This window comes from Prauserella rugosa, assembly GCF_000719975.1.
In the GTDB taxonomy this organism is placed as follows: Bacteria; Actinomycetota; Actinomycetes; order Mycobacteriales; family Pseudonocardiaceae; genus Prauserella; species Prauserella rugosa.
On sequence record NZ_JOIJ01000003.1, the window covers coordinates 144983 to 161303 of the forward strand.

Genomic DNA, 16321 nt, shown 5'->3' on the forward strand with positions numbered 1-16321 from the left:
CCCTCGTCGTGTTCTGGTGTGTCGGTGTTCTGGTGCTTCGGTGCCGGGCTCAGCGCCGCATGAACGGGGGCACGTCGACCTCGTCGTCGGCCGGGTCCTCGGTCACCGGCTGGGTGCCGCCGGGCAGTCCGGTCTGCGGCCGGGGTGCCGACGGCTGAGCCTGTTGTGCCGGCTGCTGGGCCTGGTGCGGCGACGGCTGAGTCGGCTGCGAGGACGTCGACCCGGTCACCGGCGGCTGGGGTCGGGTCTGTGCCGACTGCTGCGTGCTCGGCACGGGCTGCGCCCCGGCCTGCTGCACGGGCGCGTGCCCGTTGCCGGCCCTCGCGGCCGCCTGGTTGCTGTCCCCCGCGGGGCCTGCACCGCCCTGAGCCGATGCCGAGCCGTTGCCCTGCGCGGGGGCCTGAGCCTGCGCGGTGCCGTTGCCGTTGCCGGTGCCGTTGCCGTTGCCCTGGGCGCCGCCTGCGGGCGCCGAACCGCCGACCTGGCCCGCCTCGGCGGTCGCCGTCGACCCGTTGGACGTCAGCGTGCCCGGATCCAGCTTCTTGTGGGTCGGCGTGCCCGCGTCGAACCCGGCGGCGATCACCGTCACGCGGACCTCGTCACCGAGCGAGTCGTCGATGATGGTTCCGAAGATGATGTTCGCCTCGGGGTGCGCGGACTCCTGGACCAGCGACGCCGCCTCGTTGATCTCGAACAGGCCCAGGTCGGACCCGCCCGCGATCGACAGCAGCGCCCCGTGCGCACCGTCCATGGACGCCTCGAGCAGCGGTGAGTTGATCGCCTTCTCCGCGGCCTGCACGGCGCGACCCTCGCCACGCGCCGAGCCGATGCCCATGAGTGCGCTGCCCGCTCCCGACATCACGCTCTTGACGTCGGCGAAGTCGAGGTTGATCAGACCCGGCGTGGTGATCAGGTCGGTGATGCCCTGGACACCGGACAGCAGTACCTCGTCGGCCGAACGGAACGCGTCCATCAGCGAGACACCGATGTCACCGAGCTGGAGCAGTCGGTCGTTGGGGATGACGATGAGCGTGTCGCACTCGTTGCGCAGCTCCTGGATCCCGTCCTCGGCCTGCTTGCCGCGGCGCTTGCCCTCGAACGAGAACGGCCGCGTGACCACACCGATCGTCAGGGCGCCCAGTTTGCGCGCGATCTGGGCCACGACCGGAGCGCCACCGGTACCCGTGCCACCGCCCTCGCCCGCGGTCACGAACACCATGTCGGCGCCCTTGAGGACCTCCTCGATCTCCTCGCGGTGGTCCTCGGCGGCCTGCTGGCCCACCTCGGGTGCGGCACCCGCACCCAGGCCACGGGTCAGTTCCCGGCCGATGTCGAGCTTGACGTCCGCGTCGGACATCAGCAGTGCCTGGGCGTCGGTGTTCACCGCGATGAACTCGACACCCTTGAGGCCGACCTCGATCATGCGGTTCACGGCGTTTACGCCGCCGCCGCCGATACCGACGACCTTGATCACCGCGAGGTAATTGTGCGGGGGCGTCATCGGGTTCGCCTTCCTGATCGTGGTGCTTGTCCCTGGCTCGCGCTGGATGTCGACTGCGGATTCCCGGAACAACCCTCAACCTCAAGTTGAAGGTTAGACTTATGTCAACTACCAACGTTGCGGTAGGACGGTAGGCATCGTGAGCGCCCGAATCCAGGCGCCACGCCGCGTGTCGCCGGGATGTTTACGCCACAATCCCGTCACCGGCCACCGGCTCCCGTCCCGGGACCGCTTGCCGTGTAAGGGAATTCGCCTTTCCTGCCGAAGGACCCCGTCTCAGGACACCGTGGGCAGCTCGGGACTCGACACGTCGTAGGTCTTGCCCTTGCGGGTCATGAGCGCACCGAGGACCTGTGCCTTGCGTTCGCTGTCCTCGGCGTTGCCCCAGCGCACCGTCTTGCCCGAGCGCAGGGTGAACTCGACGCTGCCGGGCGTGTCGGCCCTCCACCGCGTCACCTTGTCGGCCAGGTCCTCCGGCAACGCCTTGCGGACCTCGATCACCGCACGGGTCTCCGGATTGTCCGGGGCCACTTCGGACAGTGAGAACTCGGGAAGTCCCTTGGGGCGCTCGGAAACCTGCTTGTACACCACGCCGCCGACGTCCACGAGATACAGCGTCGAACCGGTGTCGTAGATCCCGACCGGCGTGCGTTCGGTAACCGCGATCTCGATCGTCGACGGCCAGGAGCGGGACACGTCCACGGTGGCGATTCCGGGGATCTCGGCGACCCGCTCGGCGATGGCGTCGGTGTCGACGCGCAACATCGCCCGCCGTTCCGGCACCTGCGCGGCCGTGCGGATCTGACCCGCGGGCACGTCGCCCGCCCCGACGACCTCGACCGAGCGCACCCCGAGCAGCGAGGTGAACAGCAGGACGTAGGCGATCCCGAGCACGGTCAGCACGCTGAGGACGGCGATCCAGCGGCGTCGCAGCGCCCTGCCACGGGAGACCACGTCCCCCTTCGGCACGCCGTTCCGCGCTCCCCTGCCGCCCCCGCGCACGGATCGCAGCAGACCGGAGAGCCGGGACGACCCGGAACGTGCGGCGGACCCGCCCGCACGGCCACGCCCGCCGCGCTGCAACGCACGCTCGGCGGGACGGCCGCCACGGCGATCACCGCGTCCCGGTCTCGTCGTCGTCATGTCCGTGTCCGTTCCCGCTCCGTCCGTGTCTTCCGTCCGTCCGTGTCTGCTGCCGGCGGTGCGTGTCCCTGCCGCGTGTGCGGCCGGTTCGTCAGGCTCGGCGCCGGTCCAGTTCGGCGAGGATCTCCGGGCCGAGCTGGGTGACGTCGCCCGCCCCCATCGTCACGAGCAGGTCGCCCGGCTCGACGAGGTCGGCCGCGAGCGTCGCCGCCCGGTCGAACGCCGGTTCGTAGTGCACCCTGGCTCCGGTGATCCGCTCGGCGATGAGCTCGCCGCTGACGCCCGGTTTCGGCTCCTCGCGGGCTCCGTACACGTCGAGCAGGATGACCTCGTCCGCCAGGCCGAGTGCCGTGGCGAACTCGTCGGCGAACGCTTCGGTGCGGGAGTACAGGTGCGGCTGGAACACCACCACGACCCGGCCGCCCGCCGCGGCGTGCCGCACGGCCCGCAGTTGGGCGTCGACCTCGGTCGGATGGTGGGCGTAGTCGTCGTAGACCCGCACGTCGCCCGCCCTGCCCTTGAACTCGAAACGCCTGCGCACCCCGCCGAACACGGCGAGACCGGCCAGCAGACCCTCCAACGGCGCGCCGAGCTCCAGACCGGCCAGCAGTGCGGCGACCGCGTTGAGCGCCATGTGCTCACCCGGCACCGTCACGCGCACCTCGAGCTCGTCGCCACCGAGTGCCAGGCGGACCGTGCCGCCCTCGTCGGCGGGCTCGTACGCCACGACGCGGGCATCCCGCTCCCCCGTCGCGGAGCGTCCGTACCGCAGCACACGCACGCCCGCCTGCTCGGCGCGGGCGGCGAGTTCGGCCGCCGCGGCGTCGTCGGCGCACACCACGAGCGCGCCGCCCGGAGCGATCCGGTCGACGAACTCGGTGAACACCGACACGTACGCCTCGACAGTGCCGTGGTGGTCGAGGTGGTCGGGTTCGACGTTGGTCACGACCGCGACGTCCGGCGTGTAGCTCAGGAACGACCCGTCGCTCTCGTCGGCCTCGGCGACGAACAGCCCGCCCTCGCCGTGGTGGGCGTTCGCACCGGACTCGTTGAGGTCACCCCCGATGGCGAACGACGGGTCGAGCCTGCAGTGCTGCAGTGCCACGGTGAGCATGGACGTGGTCGAGGTCTTGCCGTGCGTGCCCGCGATACAGGCCACCCGGTGACCCTCCATCAGTGCGGCGAGCGCCTCGGCACGGTGCAGCACCGGGATGCCGCGGGCCCGCGCCGCCGCGAGCTCCGCGTTGTCCTCGCGGATGGCGGTGGACACCACCACGGCCGTGGGCTCGCCGCCGCTGAGTTCGAGGTTCTCCGCGGCCTGCCCCACAGCGAGGTGGGCGCCCTGCGCCCTGAGGGTGAGGAACGCCCGCGATTCCTTGGCATCCGAGCCGGACACCTCGGCGCCGCGCGCGAGCAGGATGCGGGCGATCCCACTCATGCCCGCGCCGCCGATGCCGATCAGGTGCGCGCGCCCGAGGATCTCGGGCAGCTCGGCCGTCGCCGCCACCGGTGTGCCGATCATCTCAACCGCCTCGGACGTTTCCGTCGCCATGTCCGCCAGCCTCCAGAACCATCCGGGCCAATGTCTCGTCCGCTTCGCCGTGGCCGAGGCCGACGGCTGCCGCGCTCATCTTCGCGAGCCGCTCGGAGTCGGCAGCCAGCGGGACGACCCGCTCGGCCACGTACTCCGGCGTCAGTTCCTGGTCCTCGACCAGTAGTCCCGCACCGGCCCGCACGGCGGGCTCGGCGTTGAGGGCCTGTTCGCCGTTGCCGTGCGGCAGCGGTACGAACACCGCGGGCAGGCCCACCGCGGACACCTCCGCGACGGTCATCGCGCCCGACCGGCACAGCACCAGGTCGGCGGCGGCGTAGGCCAGGTCCATGCGTTCCAGGTACGGCACCGGGACGTAGGGCGGGGCGTCGGGGAACTCGCGCACCGCGACCGTGTTCTTCGGCCCGTGCGCGTGCAGGACGCCCACGCCTGCCTGCGCGAAGGCCTGCGCCGCACCCGCGACGGCCTCGTTGATCGAGCGCGCGCCCTGCGAACCGCCGAACGCCAGCACGGTCGGCGCGTCCGCGTCGAGCCCGAAGTGGGCGCGCGCCTGCGCCCGCAGAGCCGCGCGGTCCAGAGAGGTGATCGTGTGGCGAAGCGGGATACCGACGACCTCCGCCCCCGGCAGGGGCGTACCGGGCACCGCGGCAGCGACCTTCGCGGCGAACCGGGCGCCGACCTTGTTGGCGATGCCGGGATGTTTGTTGGCCTCGTGCACGACGATCGGCACGCGTCCACGCGCCGCCAGGTAGGCGGGCAGCGACACGTAGCCACCGAAGCCCACCACGACGTCCGCGCCGACCCGGTCGAGAACCGCCCTGGTGCGTTTCACCGAGTCACGCACCTTCAGCGGAAGGCGCAGCAGTTCGGGGGTGGGCTTGCGCGGCATGGGCACGGGCGGGATGAGTTCGAGCGGGTAGCCACGCTCGGGCACCAGGCGCGTCTCGAGACCACGCTCGGTGCCGAGTGCGACCACGGTGGCGTCCGGCCGTACCCGCATGATCGCGTCGGCCAGTGCCATCGCGGGCTCGATGTGTCCGGCCGTGCCGCCACCGGCGACCACGACGGTCGGTGCCTTGCGTGCCGGTGCCTTCTCCGCCCCGGTGTCGGGCTGGCTCACCTGCGTCCTCTCCGTGTCGTTCGACTGGCTCCCGTGGACCGGTCCGGTCCCCTGCGGCGTCGGTCGCCGCGCCCGGTGTCCGTGCGGGCGCGCCGACCGTACTCCGGTGCCGCCCTGCGCCGGTCGGGGACCGACGCGGCTCGGCCGCCCCGCGAGGCGGGCCGTCCACCGCCCTGTCCGCGTGGGCGACCGCGTGCGGCGGCTCCACCGCCGCCACGGCGGGTGGCCGCGGGCGGCCGGTACGGCTCCGGTGCGGGCAGCCGCATCAGACGGCCGAATTTACCGGGCCCCTGGGTGCGCAGTGCCGCGACCGCCTCGGGTTCGTGACGTGCGCAGTTGGCCAGCAGTCCGAGCAGCAGCATCGTCACGAGCAGCGACGTGCCACCGTAGGAGATCAATGGCAGGGTCACGCCGGTGACGGGGAGCAGTCCGACGACGTAGCCGATGTTGATGGCGGCCTGCGAGACGACGGACACGGTGAGCGTTCCGGCGACGATCCGGATCCACGGGTCCAGGTTACGCATCGCGATCCTCAGGCCCACGAAGGTCAGCAGGCCGAACAGGCCGATGACGACGATGCAGCCGACAAAGCCCAGCTCCTCGCCCACGAGGGCGAAGATGAAGTCGTGCTGCACGTTCGGCAGGTACATCCACTTGGACTGGCCCTGGCCGAGTCCCTTCCCGAACAGACCGCCGTCGGCGAGGGCGTACAGGGCCTGGTTGGCCTGCAGGCCCTTGCCCAGTGGGTCCTCGCCGGGGTTGAGGAACGTCATGACGCGGTCGAGGCGGTAGTCGGCGATGAGCGCCAGCACCACCGACGCCGCGACACCGGCGCCGAGGATGACCGCGAAGAGCCGCTTCGGCGCACCGCCGAACCACAGCAGCGCGACCAGCACGATCCCGAGCGGGATCGTGCCGCCGAGGTCGGGCTGGGCCATCACCAGCGCGCACATGAGCAGCGCGACGGGCACCAGCGGCACCAGCAGATGCCGCCACTGGTGCAGCACGTTGTGCTTGGTCACGAGGATGTGCGCGCCCCACAGCGCCAGGACGACCTTGCCGACCTCGACCGGCTGCAGCGACACGGGCCCGAGGACGAACCAGCCCTGCGAGCCGTTCTGGTTCGAGCCCAGCGGCGTGAGCACGAGGGCGAGCAGGCCGAGCGCGACCACCATCGACGAGTTCGACCACGACCGCAGCTTCGGCAGCGGGATCCGCACTCCCGCCCAGAACACGACCGCACCGATGAGCAGGAACACGACGTGCCGTTGGAACAGCGCGTAGACGCTGGAGGCGTTGTCCGGGTCGTACGAGGAGACCGACGAGGCCGACAGCACCATCACGGTGCCGATCGCGGCCAGCAGACCGGTCACGGCGAGCATGAGGTGGAAGTCGGCGAGCGGTCGCGACAACCACGCGGTCAGTGCCGTGCGGACAGCCGTCAGACCTCGTTCGGTGCGCTTCTTCCGGCCCGTACCGGCCCCGCCGTCACCCTGCCGCGCGGAGCCGCCGGATCTCGAGTCGTCAACCGCCGTCACCGAGGCGTTCCCGTCTCAGCGCGCCGACGGCAGCCGTGAACGCCTCGCCCCTGACCGCGTAGTCGCGGAACATGTCCAGCGACGCCGCAGCGGGTGCCAGCACCACTGCGTCGCCCGCACTCGCGAGCGCGTGGGCCGCGTTCACCGCCGATGTCATGGGATCATGGTCTCCCGGATCGACGCGTGTGACGGGAACATCGGGCGCGTGTCGCGCAACAGCGGCGCCGATCACGTCCGCGTCGACCCCGAGCAGGACGACGCCGCGTAGCCGGGCGGCCACGCCCGCGACCAACTCGTCGACCGACGCGCCCTTGAGCTGGCCGCCCGCGATCCACACGACACCGTCCTGGGCGAGCAGCGAGCCGGCCGCGGCGTGCGGGTTGGTGGCCTTGGAGTCGTTGACGTAGCGCACGCCGTCCACCTCGTCGACGACGACGGCGCGGTGGGCACCGGGGGTGAAGGCGCGCAGCCCCTCGGCCACCGCGGCGGAGGGAATGCCGTGGGCACGGGCCAGCGCGGCGGCGGCGAGGGCGTTGGCGACGTTGTGCGGCCCCATCGGGCGGACGTCGGACAGCGTCGCCAATTCCTCGGCGCCCTGCACCGGGTCGGCGACGTAGGCCCGGTCGACGAGCAGGTCCTCGACGATGCCGAGTTCGCCGGGGCGCGGGGTGTCGAGCCGGAACCCGACCCGGCGCGCGCCCTCGGGTGCGTACTCGTCGGCCAGGCGCTGCGACCACGCCTCCCCCGCGTTGTGCACGACGGTCGACGACCGGGCGTGGACGGTGCCCTTGGCCGCCGCGTAGGCCTCGAGCCCGCCGTGCCAGTCGAGGTGGTCCTCGGCGACGTTCAACACCACCGAGGCGCGCGGGGCGAGCGTGCTCGACCAGTGCAGCTGGAAGCTGGACAGTTCGACGGCGAGCACGTCGTGGCCCGCACGCACGGCGTCCAACACGGCGAAACCGACGTTGCCGCAGGCCACCGCGTCGGCACCGGCCGCACGCAGCATCGACTCGAGCATGCCGACGGTCGTGGTCTTGCCGTTGGTACCGGTCACCACGAGCCACGCGGGCGGACGCTCCCGCTCCTGGCCGAGCCGCCACGCCAGTTCGACGTCGCCGATCACCTCGATCCCGGCCTCGGCCGCGGCCACGAGCAGCGGCGCGGTCGGCCGCCACCCGGGGCTGGTCACCACGAGTTCGGTGCCCGCGGGCGGGGTGTCCAGTCCGGGAGCCAGGGTGGCGCCGAGCCCGTCCAGTTCGGCCAGGCGGTCGGCGTTGCCGTCCGTCACGGTCACGTGGGCGCCGAGCTCGGTCAGTGCCTCGGTCACGGACCGGCCGGTCACGCCTGCGCCCGCGACCAGCACCCGGGTTCCAGCCAGCTTCACCGATCAGCCTCCGCCGAGTCCGAGCTGTTCGCTGTAGAACAGGCCGAGGCCGAACATGCAGCACACCGCGGCCAGCAGCCAGAAGCGGATGATCACGGTCGTCTCGGCCCAGCCGGCCAGTTCGAAGTGGTGATGGAACGGCGCCATGCGGAACAGGCGTTTGCGCGTCGTGCGGAACACGGCGATCTGCAGCACCACCGAGACCATCTCGACCACGAACAGACCGCCGATGACGATGGCCAGCAGCTCGGTCCGCGTCGTCATCGACAGACCCGCGACGAGACCGCCCAACGCGAGCGAGCCGGTGTCGCCCATGAAGATCTTCGCCGGTGCGGCGTTCCACCACAGGAAACCGACACAGGCGCCGGCCGCCGCGGCCGCGACCACGGCGAGGTCGAGCGGGTCACGCACGTCGTAGCACGCGGCCTGCGGGGTCTCGACGCAGCTGAGCCGCGCCTGCCAGAAGGCGATGACCACGTAGGTCACCAGCACCATCGCCCCGGCGCCGCCCGCCAGCCCGTCGAGGCCGTCGGTGAAGTTCACCGCGTTCGACCACGCCGAGATCAGCAGGTAGCAGAACAGGATGAACACCGGGACGGGGAAGAAGATCAGCGACAGGTCGCGCACGTACGACAGGTGCTGCGAGGCGGGGGTGAGCCCGTGCTCGTTGGCGAACTGCAGCACGAGGATGCCGAACACGACCGCGACCACGAGCTGTCCCACCAGCTTGGCGGTCTTGTTCAGCCCGAGGTTGCGCTGCTTGCGGATCTTGATGAAGTCGTCGAGGAAGCCGACGAGGCCGAGTCCGACCGACAGGAACAGCACGAGCAGACCGGACGCAGTCGGCCCCGAGTTCGACGAGTCGCGGATCAGGTCGACCAGGTGCGCCACGAAGTAGGCGACCACCATCGCGACGATGATCGCGACGCCGCCCATCGTGGGCGTGCCGCGCTTCGACCGGTGCCCCTCCGGGCCCTCCTCGCGGATCTCCTGGCCGAAGCCCTGCTTCGAGAACACCCGGATGAGGTAGGGGGTGAACAGGATGGAGATCAGCAGCCCCACCGAGGCCGCGATCAGGATGCTGATCACTCGGTGCCCTCCAGCTCGGTGCCCTCGAGCAGGGCGTCGGCCACGCGCCACATCTCGGCGACCTTGGAGGCCTTGACCAGGACCACGTCGTCGGGACGCAGCTCATCGCGCAGCAGGGCGACGGCCGCGTCGGTGTCGGGAACCAGAACCGACTCCTCTCCCCATGAACCTTCGTGGCTGGCACCGGTGTGCATCGGGGCGGCCGCGTCTCCGACCACCACGAGTCTGCTGATGTTCAGGCGCACCGCGAGCCTGCCGATCTCGTCGTGCGCGGACACGCTATCGGTACCCAGTTCGCCCATCTCCGACAGGACCGCCCATGATCGCCTTCCGCCGGACCTGGCCATGGAGGCCAGGGTTTTCAGCGCGGCCTTCATCGACTCGGGGTTGGCGTTGTAGGAGTCGTTGAGCACGGTGACGCCGTCCTCGCGGGTGGTCACCTCCATCCGGCGCGCGGACCGGCGCTGCGCGGAGGACAGGCGCCGCGCGACGTCCTCGACGTCGGTTCCCGCCTCGAGGGCGATGGCCGCCGCGGTGAGGGCGTTGCCCACGTGGTGTTCGCCGTACAGGGAGAGCGTGACGTCGGCCGAGCCCTGCGGGGTGACGAGCCGGAACGAGGCCCTGGCCTGGTCGTCGAGGCGGACGTTCTCGGCCCGCACGGTGGCCTCGGGGCTCTCGCCGACGAACACGACCCGCGCGGACGTGCGCGAGGCCATCGCCGCCACCAGCGGGTCGTCGGCGTTGAGGATCGCCACGCCGTCGGACGGGAGCGCCTCGACCAGTTCGCCCTTGGTCTTGGCGATGCCCTCGCGCGAGCCGAACTCCCCGACGTGCGCGCTGCCCACGTTGAGGACCACACCGATCGTCGGCGGCGCCACGCGGGCGAGCTCGGCGATGTGGCCCGGACCGCGTGCCGACAGTTCGAGCACGAGGTGGCGGGTGGAGGCGTCGGCGCGCAACGCGGTCCACGGGTGGCCCAGCTCGTTGTTGAACGACCCCGGCGGAGCGACGGTCGGGCCGAGCGGCTCCAGCAGCTGCGCGATGAGGTCCTTGGTCGAGGTCTTGCCGGACGAACCGGTCACGCCGACGACGAAGAGCCCGTCCTCGGTGAGCCGGTCGACCACGTGCCTGGCGAGCTTGGCGAGGGCCGCGAGCACCGCCGCGCCGGAGCCGTCGGTGTCACCGGCAAGGGCCATGGCGTTGCTCGTACCCCCGTCGGCGCCGTGCACGGGAGGGGCGATCACCGCGGGGGCGTCGACCTCGCGGCCCGCGAGCACCCCCGCGGCGCCGTCGGCGACGGCCTTGGCCGCGAACGTGTGCCCGTCGACCCGCTCGCCCGGCAGCGCGACGAACAGGCCGCCTGCCCGGAGTTCGCGCGAGTCGAACTCGACGGAGGCGGTCACCCGCTCGCTGCCGTCGGTGCGGTGCAACCGGCCGCCGGTGACCTCGGCGATCTCGGCCAGGCTCATCTCGATCACAGGTTCACCTCGAGTGTCTTGCGAATGGCGGCTTCCAGTTCGTCGCGGTCAGAGAAGGGATGCACCACTCCACCGACGTCCTGGCCGCTCTCATGTCCTTTGCCCGCCACGAGGACGACGTCGCCGGGACCCGCCTCGGCGACCGCCGCCGCGATGGCCGCCCTGCGGTCGCCGATCTCGCGGATCTCGCCCGCCTCGGCGGGACTCACGGCTCGGGCGCCCTGCAGCATGGCCGCCCTGATGGCGGCCGGGTCCTCGCTGCGCGGGTTGTCGTCGGTGACGATCACCAGCTCGCTGCCGCGCACCGCCGCCTCGCCCATCATGGGCCGCTTGGCGGTGTCGCGGTCGCCGCCGCACCCGAGCACCGTGATGATGCGCCCGTCGGTGCGGGCGCGCAGCGCGCGCAACGCCTCGGTGACCGCCGCGGGTTTGTGGGCGTAGTCCACGACCGCGGTGTACGGCTGACCCACCGACACCCGTTCCATCCGGCCGGGTACCTCGACGGAGGCGAGACCGGCGACGATCGTGTCGAGGGGTACGTCGACCGTGTCGAGGATGGCCGCCGCCAGCACCGCGTTCGCGACGTTGAACTCACCCGGCAGCGGGATGCTCGCGCGGGCGGTGCGCCCGTCGGGGTGGTGCAGGGTGAAGGCTTGTTCGCCCGTCGGCGTGGTGGCGATGTCGTCGGCCCGCCAGCTCGCGTCGAGTCCGGGTTCGGTGGCGACGGTGACCGTCTGCGGGGTCACCAGCTGCTGGCCCCACGCGCTGTCGACCACGACGACCTCGCTGGTGGACCTGCCGTCGAACAGCAGCGACTTGGCGGCGAAGTACTCCTCCATGTCGCGGTGGAAGTCGAGGTGGTCCTGCGAGAGGTTGGTGAACGCGCCGACCGCGAACCGCGTGCCGTTGACGCGGCCGAGGCTCAGGGCGTGGCTGGAGACCTCCATGGGCACGTGGGTGACGCCCTGCTCGGCCATCAACGCGAACAGTGCCTGCAGGTCCGGCGCCTCGGGCGTGGTGAAGGCGCTCGCGAGCCGCTCCCCGCCGATGCGCGTCTCGACCGTGCCGATCAGACCGGTGTCGTGCCCGGCCGCGCGCAGGCCGGCCTCGACGAGGTAGGCGGTCGTCGTCTTGCCGGACGTCCCGGTGACGCCGAGGACGCTGAGACGCAGCGACGGCTCGCCGTAGATCCAGGCGGCGATCTCGCCGAGCACGGCCCGCGGGTCGGGATGCACCAGCACGGGCAGCTCGGTGTCGCGGAGGTCGGGGCGTTCGGCGCCGGCCTCGTCGGTCAGCACGGCGGCGGCGCCCGCGGCGATCGCGTCGCCGGCGAAGTCGGCACCGTGCACCCTGGCGCCGGGCAGCGCCGCGAACAGATCGCCCGGCCGGACGTCCTGGGCTCGCAGGGTCGCGCCCGTCACGGCGGTCTCGGGTGGCGCCGAGTTCGCGGGGCCCGCGATCAGCCGGGCACCCGAGCGCGCCACGAGCGTGGTCACGGGAACCGGTTCGGTACGCGCCGGGCGCGGCGGCGCGGGACGTGCCTTGGCGGGTCCCTGCTCGTGCTTGTTGACAGACACGCGGGAAGGTTACCCACGGCCGGGCCGTCGTCGTGCAGCGCCCGGCGGCGGGTCGACCACCGGCGCGCGCCCGTGCGTGATCACCTGCGCACGCGGGGTGTTCCCGGATTCCGCGGGGTGTGCACGGGGCCGCTTCCGGCAGTGTCCTCAGCGGTGTCCTCAGCGGTGCTCCCGACGGTGTGCTCGGCGGTGTCCGCGGTGGGGCCCCCGACGGTGTCCGCGGGGGTGTCCTCAGCGGCGTCCGCGGCAGCACGTCCTGCGGCGTCCTCGGCGGCGAGGTAGCCGAACACCATGGCGGGACCGATGGTGGCCCCCGGTCCGGCGTAGGTGTGCCCCATGACCGCCGCACTGCTGTTACCCGCGGCGTACAGCCCGGGGATCACCGATCCGTCCTCCCGCAGCACCCGTGCCCGCGGATCCGTACGGACGCCGCCCTTGGTGCCCAGATCCCCCGGAACCATCTTCACCGCGTAGTACGGCGCCTGGTTCAGTTCGCCCAGACTCGGGTTGGGCTTGTTCCGCGGATCGCCGTAGTAGTGGTCGTAGCGGCTCCGGCCACGGCCGAAGTCGAGGTCCTCGCCCGCGCGGGCGAACCCGTTGAACCGCTCCACAGTGGATTCGAGGTTCTCGGCCGGCACACCCATGCGGTCGGCGAGCTCGGCGATCGTGTCGGCCCGGACCACCACGCCGTGCTTGAACCAGCGGCCGGGCAGCGCCTGCCGCGGCCCGAGCCCGGTGAACATGTACCGGTTGCGGTAACGCTGGTCGAACACGAGCCACGTGGGGATGTTCTCCCCCGGCCCGTCCCCGCGGCCGTGCTCACCGCCGTACATCGCGTGGACCGCGTCCACGTAGGGCGCCGACTCGTTGCCGAACCGCCTGCCGCGGTCGTTGACCATCACGCAGCCGGGCCGCGACCGTTCGGCCAACGCGAACCACGGTCCGCCGGGCAGTGGGATCGACGGGCCCCACCATGCGTCGTCCATGAGGTCGACGGCGGCACCGACGTCCATCGCCGCCGTGATCGCGTCGCCGGTGTTGGCCTTCGCCCCGACCGTCCACTCCGTACCGATCGGCGCCCGCTGGTAGCGCTGCCTGAGCTCGGCGTTGTGTTCGAATCCGCCCGCGGCGAGCACGACCCCGCGGCGAGCACGGATCAGCACCTCACGGCCGTCCTCGGTCACGACCACCCCGTCGACCCGCTCGCGGCCCGCCGATCCCCTCGCGCCGGGGTCCGGACCCGTGTGCAGCCGCACGAGGGGCCGTTCGAGACGCACCTCGACCCCCGCACGCAGGAGGCCGACGCGCAACGCCGCCGCAATGGCCTGTCCCATGGTGAGCTGCCGCCTGCCGCGCGCCAGTCCCGCGAGCCACCGCAGTCCGAGACTCAACAGGGTCAGCACGCCCCGGGGGTGCCGGGCGATGAGGCTCAGCCACCGGTAGTCTGCCTGACCGAGGGGAACGCCGAGCGGCGGCGCGCTGTAGGGCCGTTCGAGGCGGGCACGTTCGTCGCCGAGCAACCGGGCGTCGACGGGTTTCGGCTCGGCCGATCTGCCCACCACCTTGCCGCCAGGGGCTTCCGGGTAGTAGTCGGAGTAGCCGCGCACCCACGCCAGCCGCAGCGGTGTGGTGCGTTCGACGAAGCGCAGCACCTCGGGGCCACGCTCGAGGTAGGCGTCGATGCGGTCGGGGTCGGCCACGTCGCCGACGATGGTGCGCAGGTAGTCCCTGGCCTCCTCCGGTGTGTCGGCGACCCCGGCCCTGCGCAACGCATCGTTGCCGGGGACCCACACCCCACCGCCCGACCTGGCGGTCGACCCGCCGAACGCGGCGGCCTTCTCCACGACCACCGTGGACAGTCCACTGTGGGCAGCACGAAGGGCCGCGGTCATCCCGGCCGCACCGCTGCCCACCACGACGACGTCGAACTCCTCGCCCCCGCCTGCGTTCCCGCCGTCGACGGCGCCCGGGGTCACCGCTGCTCCGACTCGTCGAGAGACAGTGCCGCCTTGGGGCACGAGGCGACGGCCTGCCGCACCGCGTCCACGGTTTCGGCGTTCGGTTGGGCCTTGATCAGCAGGTTCTCGTCCTCGTCCAGTTCGAAGACGTCCGGCGCGACGGCCTCGCAGATGCCGTTGGCCTCGCACAGATCCCAGTCGACGACGATCCTCACGTCTCCTCCTTCTCGTGGTGCCGCTGCTCGGTCAGCGCCGCGGCCGCGCGCCTGCCCGAGAACACACAGTCCGCAAGGGACAGTCCGCTCACGTACGACTCCGAGCACACGCCGACCGCGGTACGCCCGGCCGCGTAGAGTCCGGGCACGGCCGCACCGTCGCCGCGGACCACCGCGCCGGTCGCTTCGTCGACCACCAGGCCGCCGAGGGTGATCATCGGGATGGGGAACGCGGGCTGGGTCCGCAGCGAGCAGTCGATGGCGTAGAACGGGCCGCGCTCCAGGGGGCGCACGTGCTCGGGATCCTTGCCCATGCGGTCGCGGGTGCCCGCGCGGGCGTCGGCGTTGTACGACTCGACCGTGCGTACGAGCCCGCCGGCGTCGATCCCTCGGCGGCGGGCCAACGTCGCGAGGTCCTCGGCCTTCTCGTGGCCGATGCGCAGTACGTACTCGGCCTGGAGCCGTTGGAACCACAGGGTCTGCCGCGGCACCTGCCGTTTGGCCTCGGCGCGGATGCGCTCGTCGATGATCAGGTACGCCTCCGAGTCCGGTTGGCGCGCCACGTGGTCGCCGATGCGGGCGCCGTAGTAGGTCTCGTTGCAGATCCGCTGCCCGCGGTTGTTGACCAGTACGCCCTCGACCATCGCCAGCGGCGGGTTGTAGAACCGCCACGCCGACACCCGGTGCATGCGGTCGGTCTGCCCACCCACCTGCTCGCCAAGGGCGATGCCGCTGCCGTCGTCGCCGATGGTGCCGAGCGAGGAGCCGCGCCGGTACGCGGGCGCGTGCCGGGCGAGCAGCGGCCGGTTGAACACGAATCCGCCCGCGGCGAGCACGACGCCCCGGCGGGCGCGGAACCGGCGGCGCACGACATGGTCGCGTTCGAAGCGCCGGATCGGGCGGTCCAGTATCCGGCCGAGGGGGCGGTAATAGATGTTGAGTTTGAGATTGGCGGCCGCCAGCAGGCGATGCAGCCCTCGCGCGAGAGTGCCGCGGATCTCGTCGGCCTCCACCCCGACGACGCGCTCGCCGTCGGTGATCAGCCGGGTGGCCCTGGTCTGGGTGCGCACCCCGATGGGCCTGCGGGCCACCGCCCTGCGCAGCGCCGCGAACAGCGGTTTGCCCGAGACCCCCTTGCCCTTGGCCCGATGCCCTCGCGGGGCGGGCGGCGCCACCTCCGAGAACGGCGGAGCCAGCTCGTTGCCCGAGTAGTACAGGTAGTGCTCGTTGGTCGGGTACGACGTCTTGCGCGGCGCCATGCTGCCCTCGAACGGCACGCCGTGCCGCTCGAGCCACCGCAGGTTGTCCAGGCTCTGCGCGCAGAACCGGCCGAGGGTCTCGTCGGAGACGACGCCCGCGGTTTCGAGCCGCAGGTAGTCGAGCATCGCCTCGGTGGTGTCGGTGAATCCGGCCGCGTGCTGGTGGTCGGTACCACCACCGGCGTAGACGACACCGCCGCTGATGGCCGTCGCCCCGCCACCCCGGAACCGATCGAGCACGAGGACGTCGGCGCCCGCGTCACAGGCCTCGACCGCGGCACACGCCCCCGCACCGCCGAATCCGACGATCACCACGTCGGCCTCGGCGTCCCAGTCCCGGTTCCCCGTCATCGGCGCCCCGTTCGTCGTCGGACAGTGCCGCGGCGTGCGGCCGCCGGTTCGCTGCCGCACCGCCGTCCCACATCATGCCGATAACTGAAACATGTTTCAACTCTTGACGTCGACCGGTCCCGGCCGGCCGGCACCGGAACCCGCCCCATGCAGCGC

Annotated in this window: 12 protein-coding genes; all 12 read right to left on the reverse strand. The window is 71.9% G+C overall.

Annotation, left to right across the window (positions count from 1 at the left end; all coding sequences use genetic code 11):
• Positions 1–49 precede the first annotated feature (49 nt).
• The gene (gene ftsZ, locus IF64_RS0105710; RefSeq protein ID WP_030530952.1) at positions 50–1501 is read right to left on the reverse strand and encodes a cell division protein FtsZ; all 1452 of its coding nucleotides are present in this window, start codon (positions 1499–1501) and stop codon (positions 50–52) included.
• A gap of 276 nt (positions 1502–1777) precedes the next feature.
• Positions 1778–2644: a cell division protein FtsQ/DivIB gene (locus IF64_RS0105715; RefSeq protein ID WP_030530953.1), complete on the reverse strand. Its 867-nt coding sequence runs from the start codon at positions 2642–2644 to the stop codon at positions 1778–1780.
• A gap of 91 nt (positions 2645–2735) precedes the next feature.
• Positions 2736–4166 carry a UDP-N-acetylmuramate--L-alanine ligase gene (gene murC / locus IF64_RS0105720; RefSeq protein WP_030530954.1) on the reverse strand — a complete coding sequence of 477 codons (1431 nt, stop codon included), beginning with the start codon at positions 4164–4166 and terminating at the stop codon, positions 2736–2738.
• A gap of 1 nt (position 4167) precedes the next feature.
• Positions 4168–5316: an undecaprenyldiphospho-muramoylpentapeptide beta-N-acetylglucosaminyltransferase gene (murG, locus tag IF64_RS0105725; RefSeq protein ID WP_030530955.1), complete on the reverse strand. Its 1149-nt coding sequence runs from the start codon at positions 5314–5316 to the stop codon at positions 4168–4170.
• Positions 5313–6854, reverse strand: coding sequence for a putative lipid II flippase FtsW (ftsW, locus tag IF64_RS0105730; protein WP_051757506.1), 1542 nt, complete (start codon positions 6852–6854; stop codon positions 5313–5315). Before ftsW ends, murG begins: the two co-directional genes overlap by 4 nt.
• On the reverse strand, positions 6841–8238 hold the full coding sequence (murD, locus tag IF64_RS0105735) for a UDP-N-acetylmuramoyl-L-alanine--D-glutamate ligase (RefSeq protein ID WP_030530957.1): 1398 nt from the start codon (positions 8236–8238) through the stop codon (positions 6841–6843). The genes ftsW and murD overlap by 14 nt, the downstream gene beginning before the upstream one ends.
• 3 nt (positions 8239–8241) lie before the next feature.
• The gene (gene mraY / locus IF64_RS0105740; protein WP_030530958.1) at positions 8242–9327 is read right to left on the reverse strand and encodes a phospho-N-acetylmuramoyl-pentapeptide-transferase; all 1086 of its coding nucleotides are present in this window, start codon (positions 9325–9327) and stop codon (positions 8242–8244) included.
• Positions 9324–10805, reverse strand: coding sequence for a UDP-N-acetylmuramoyl-tripeptide--D-alanyl-D-alanine ligase (locus IF64_RS0105745; protein ID WP_030530959.1), 1482 nt, complete (start codon positions 10803–10805; stop codon positions 9324–9326). Before IF64_RS0105745 ends, mraY begins: the two co-directional genes overlap by 4 nt.
• A complete protein-coding gene (locus IF64_RS0105750; protein ID WP_030530960.1) occupies positions 10802–12382 on the reverse strand; it encodes a UDP-N-acetylmuramoyl-L-alanyl-D-glutamate--2,6-diaminopimelate ligase in 1581 nt (526 codons plus the stop codon). The genes IF64_RS0105745 and IF64_RS0105750 overlap by 4 nt, the downstream gene beginning before the upstream one ends.
• 80 nt (positions 12383–12462) lie before the next feature.
• Positions 12463–14358, reverse strand: coding sequence for a 3-oxosteroid 1-dehydrogenase (kstD, locus tag IF64_RS0105755; RefSeq protein WP_281292240.1), 1896 nt, complete (start codon positions 14356–14358; stop codon positions 12463–12465).
• Complete coding sequence (locus tag IF64_RS27625; RefSeq protein ID WP_030530962.1) at positions 14355–14555, reverse strand: ferredoxin; 201 nt, start codon at positions 14553–14555, stop codon at positions 14355–14357. Before IF64_RS27625 ends, kstD begins: the two co-directional genes overlap by 4 nt.
• Positions 14552–16165, reverse strand: coding sequence for an FAD-binding protein (locus IF64_RS0105765; protein WP_030530963.1), 1614 nt, complete (start codon positions 16163–16165; stop codon positions 14552–14554). The genes IF64_RS27625 and IF64_RS0105765 overlap by 4 nt, the downstream gene beginning before the upstream one ends.
• Positions 16166–16321: the final 156 nt, after the last annotated feature.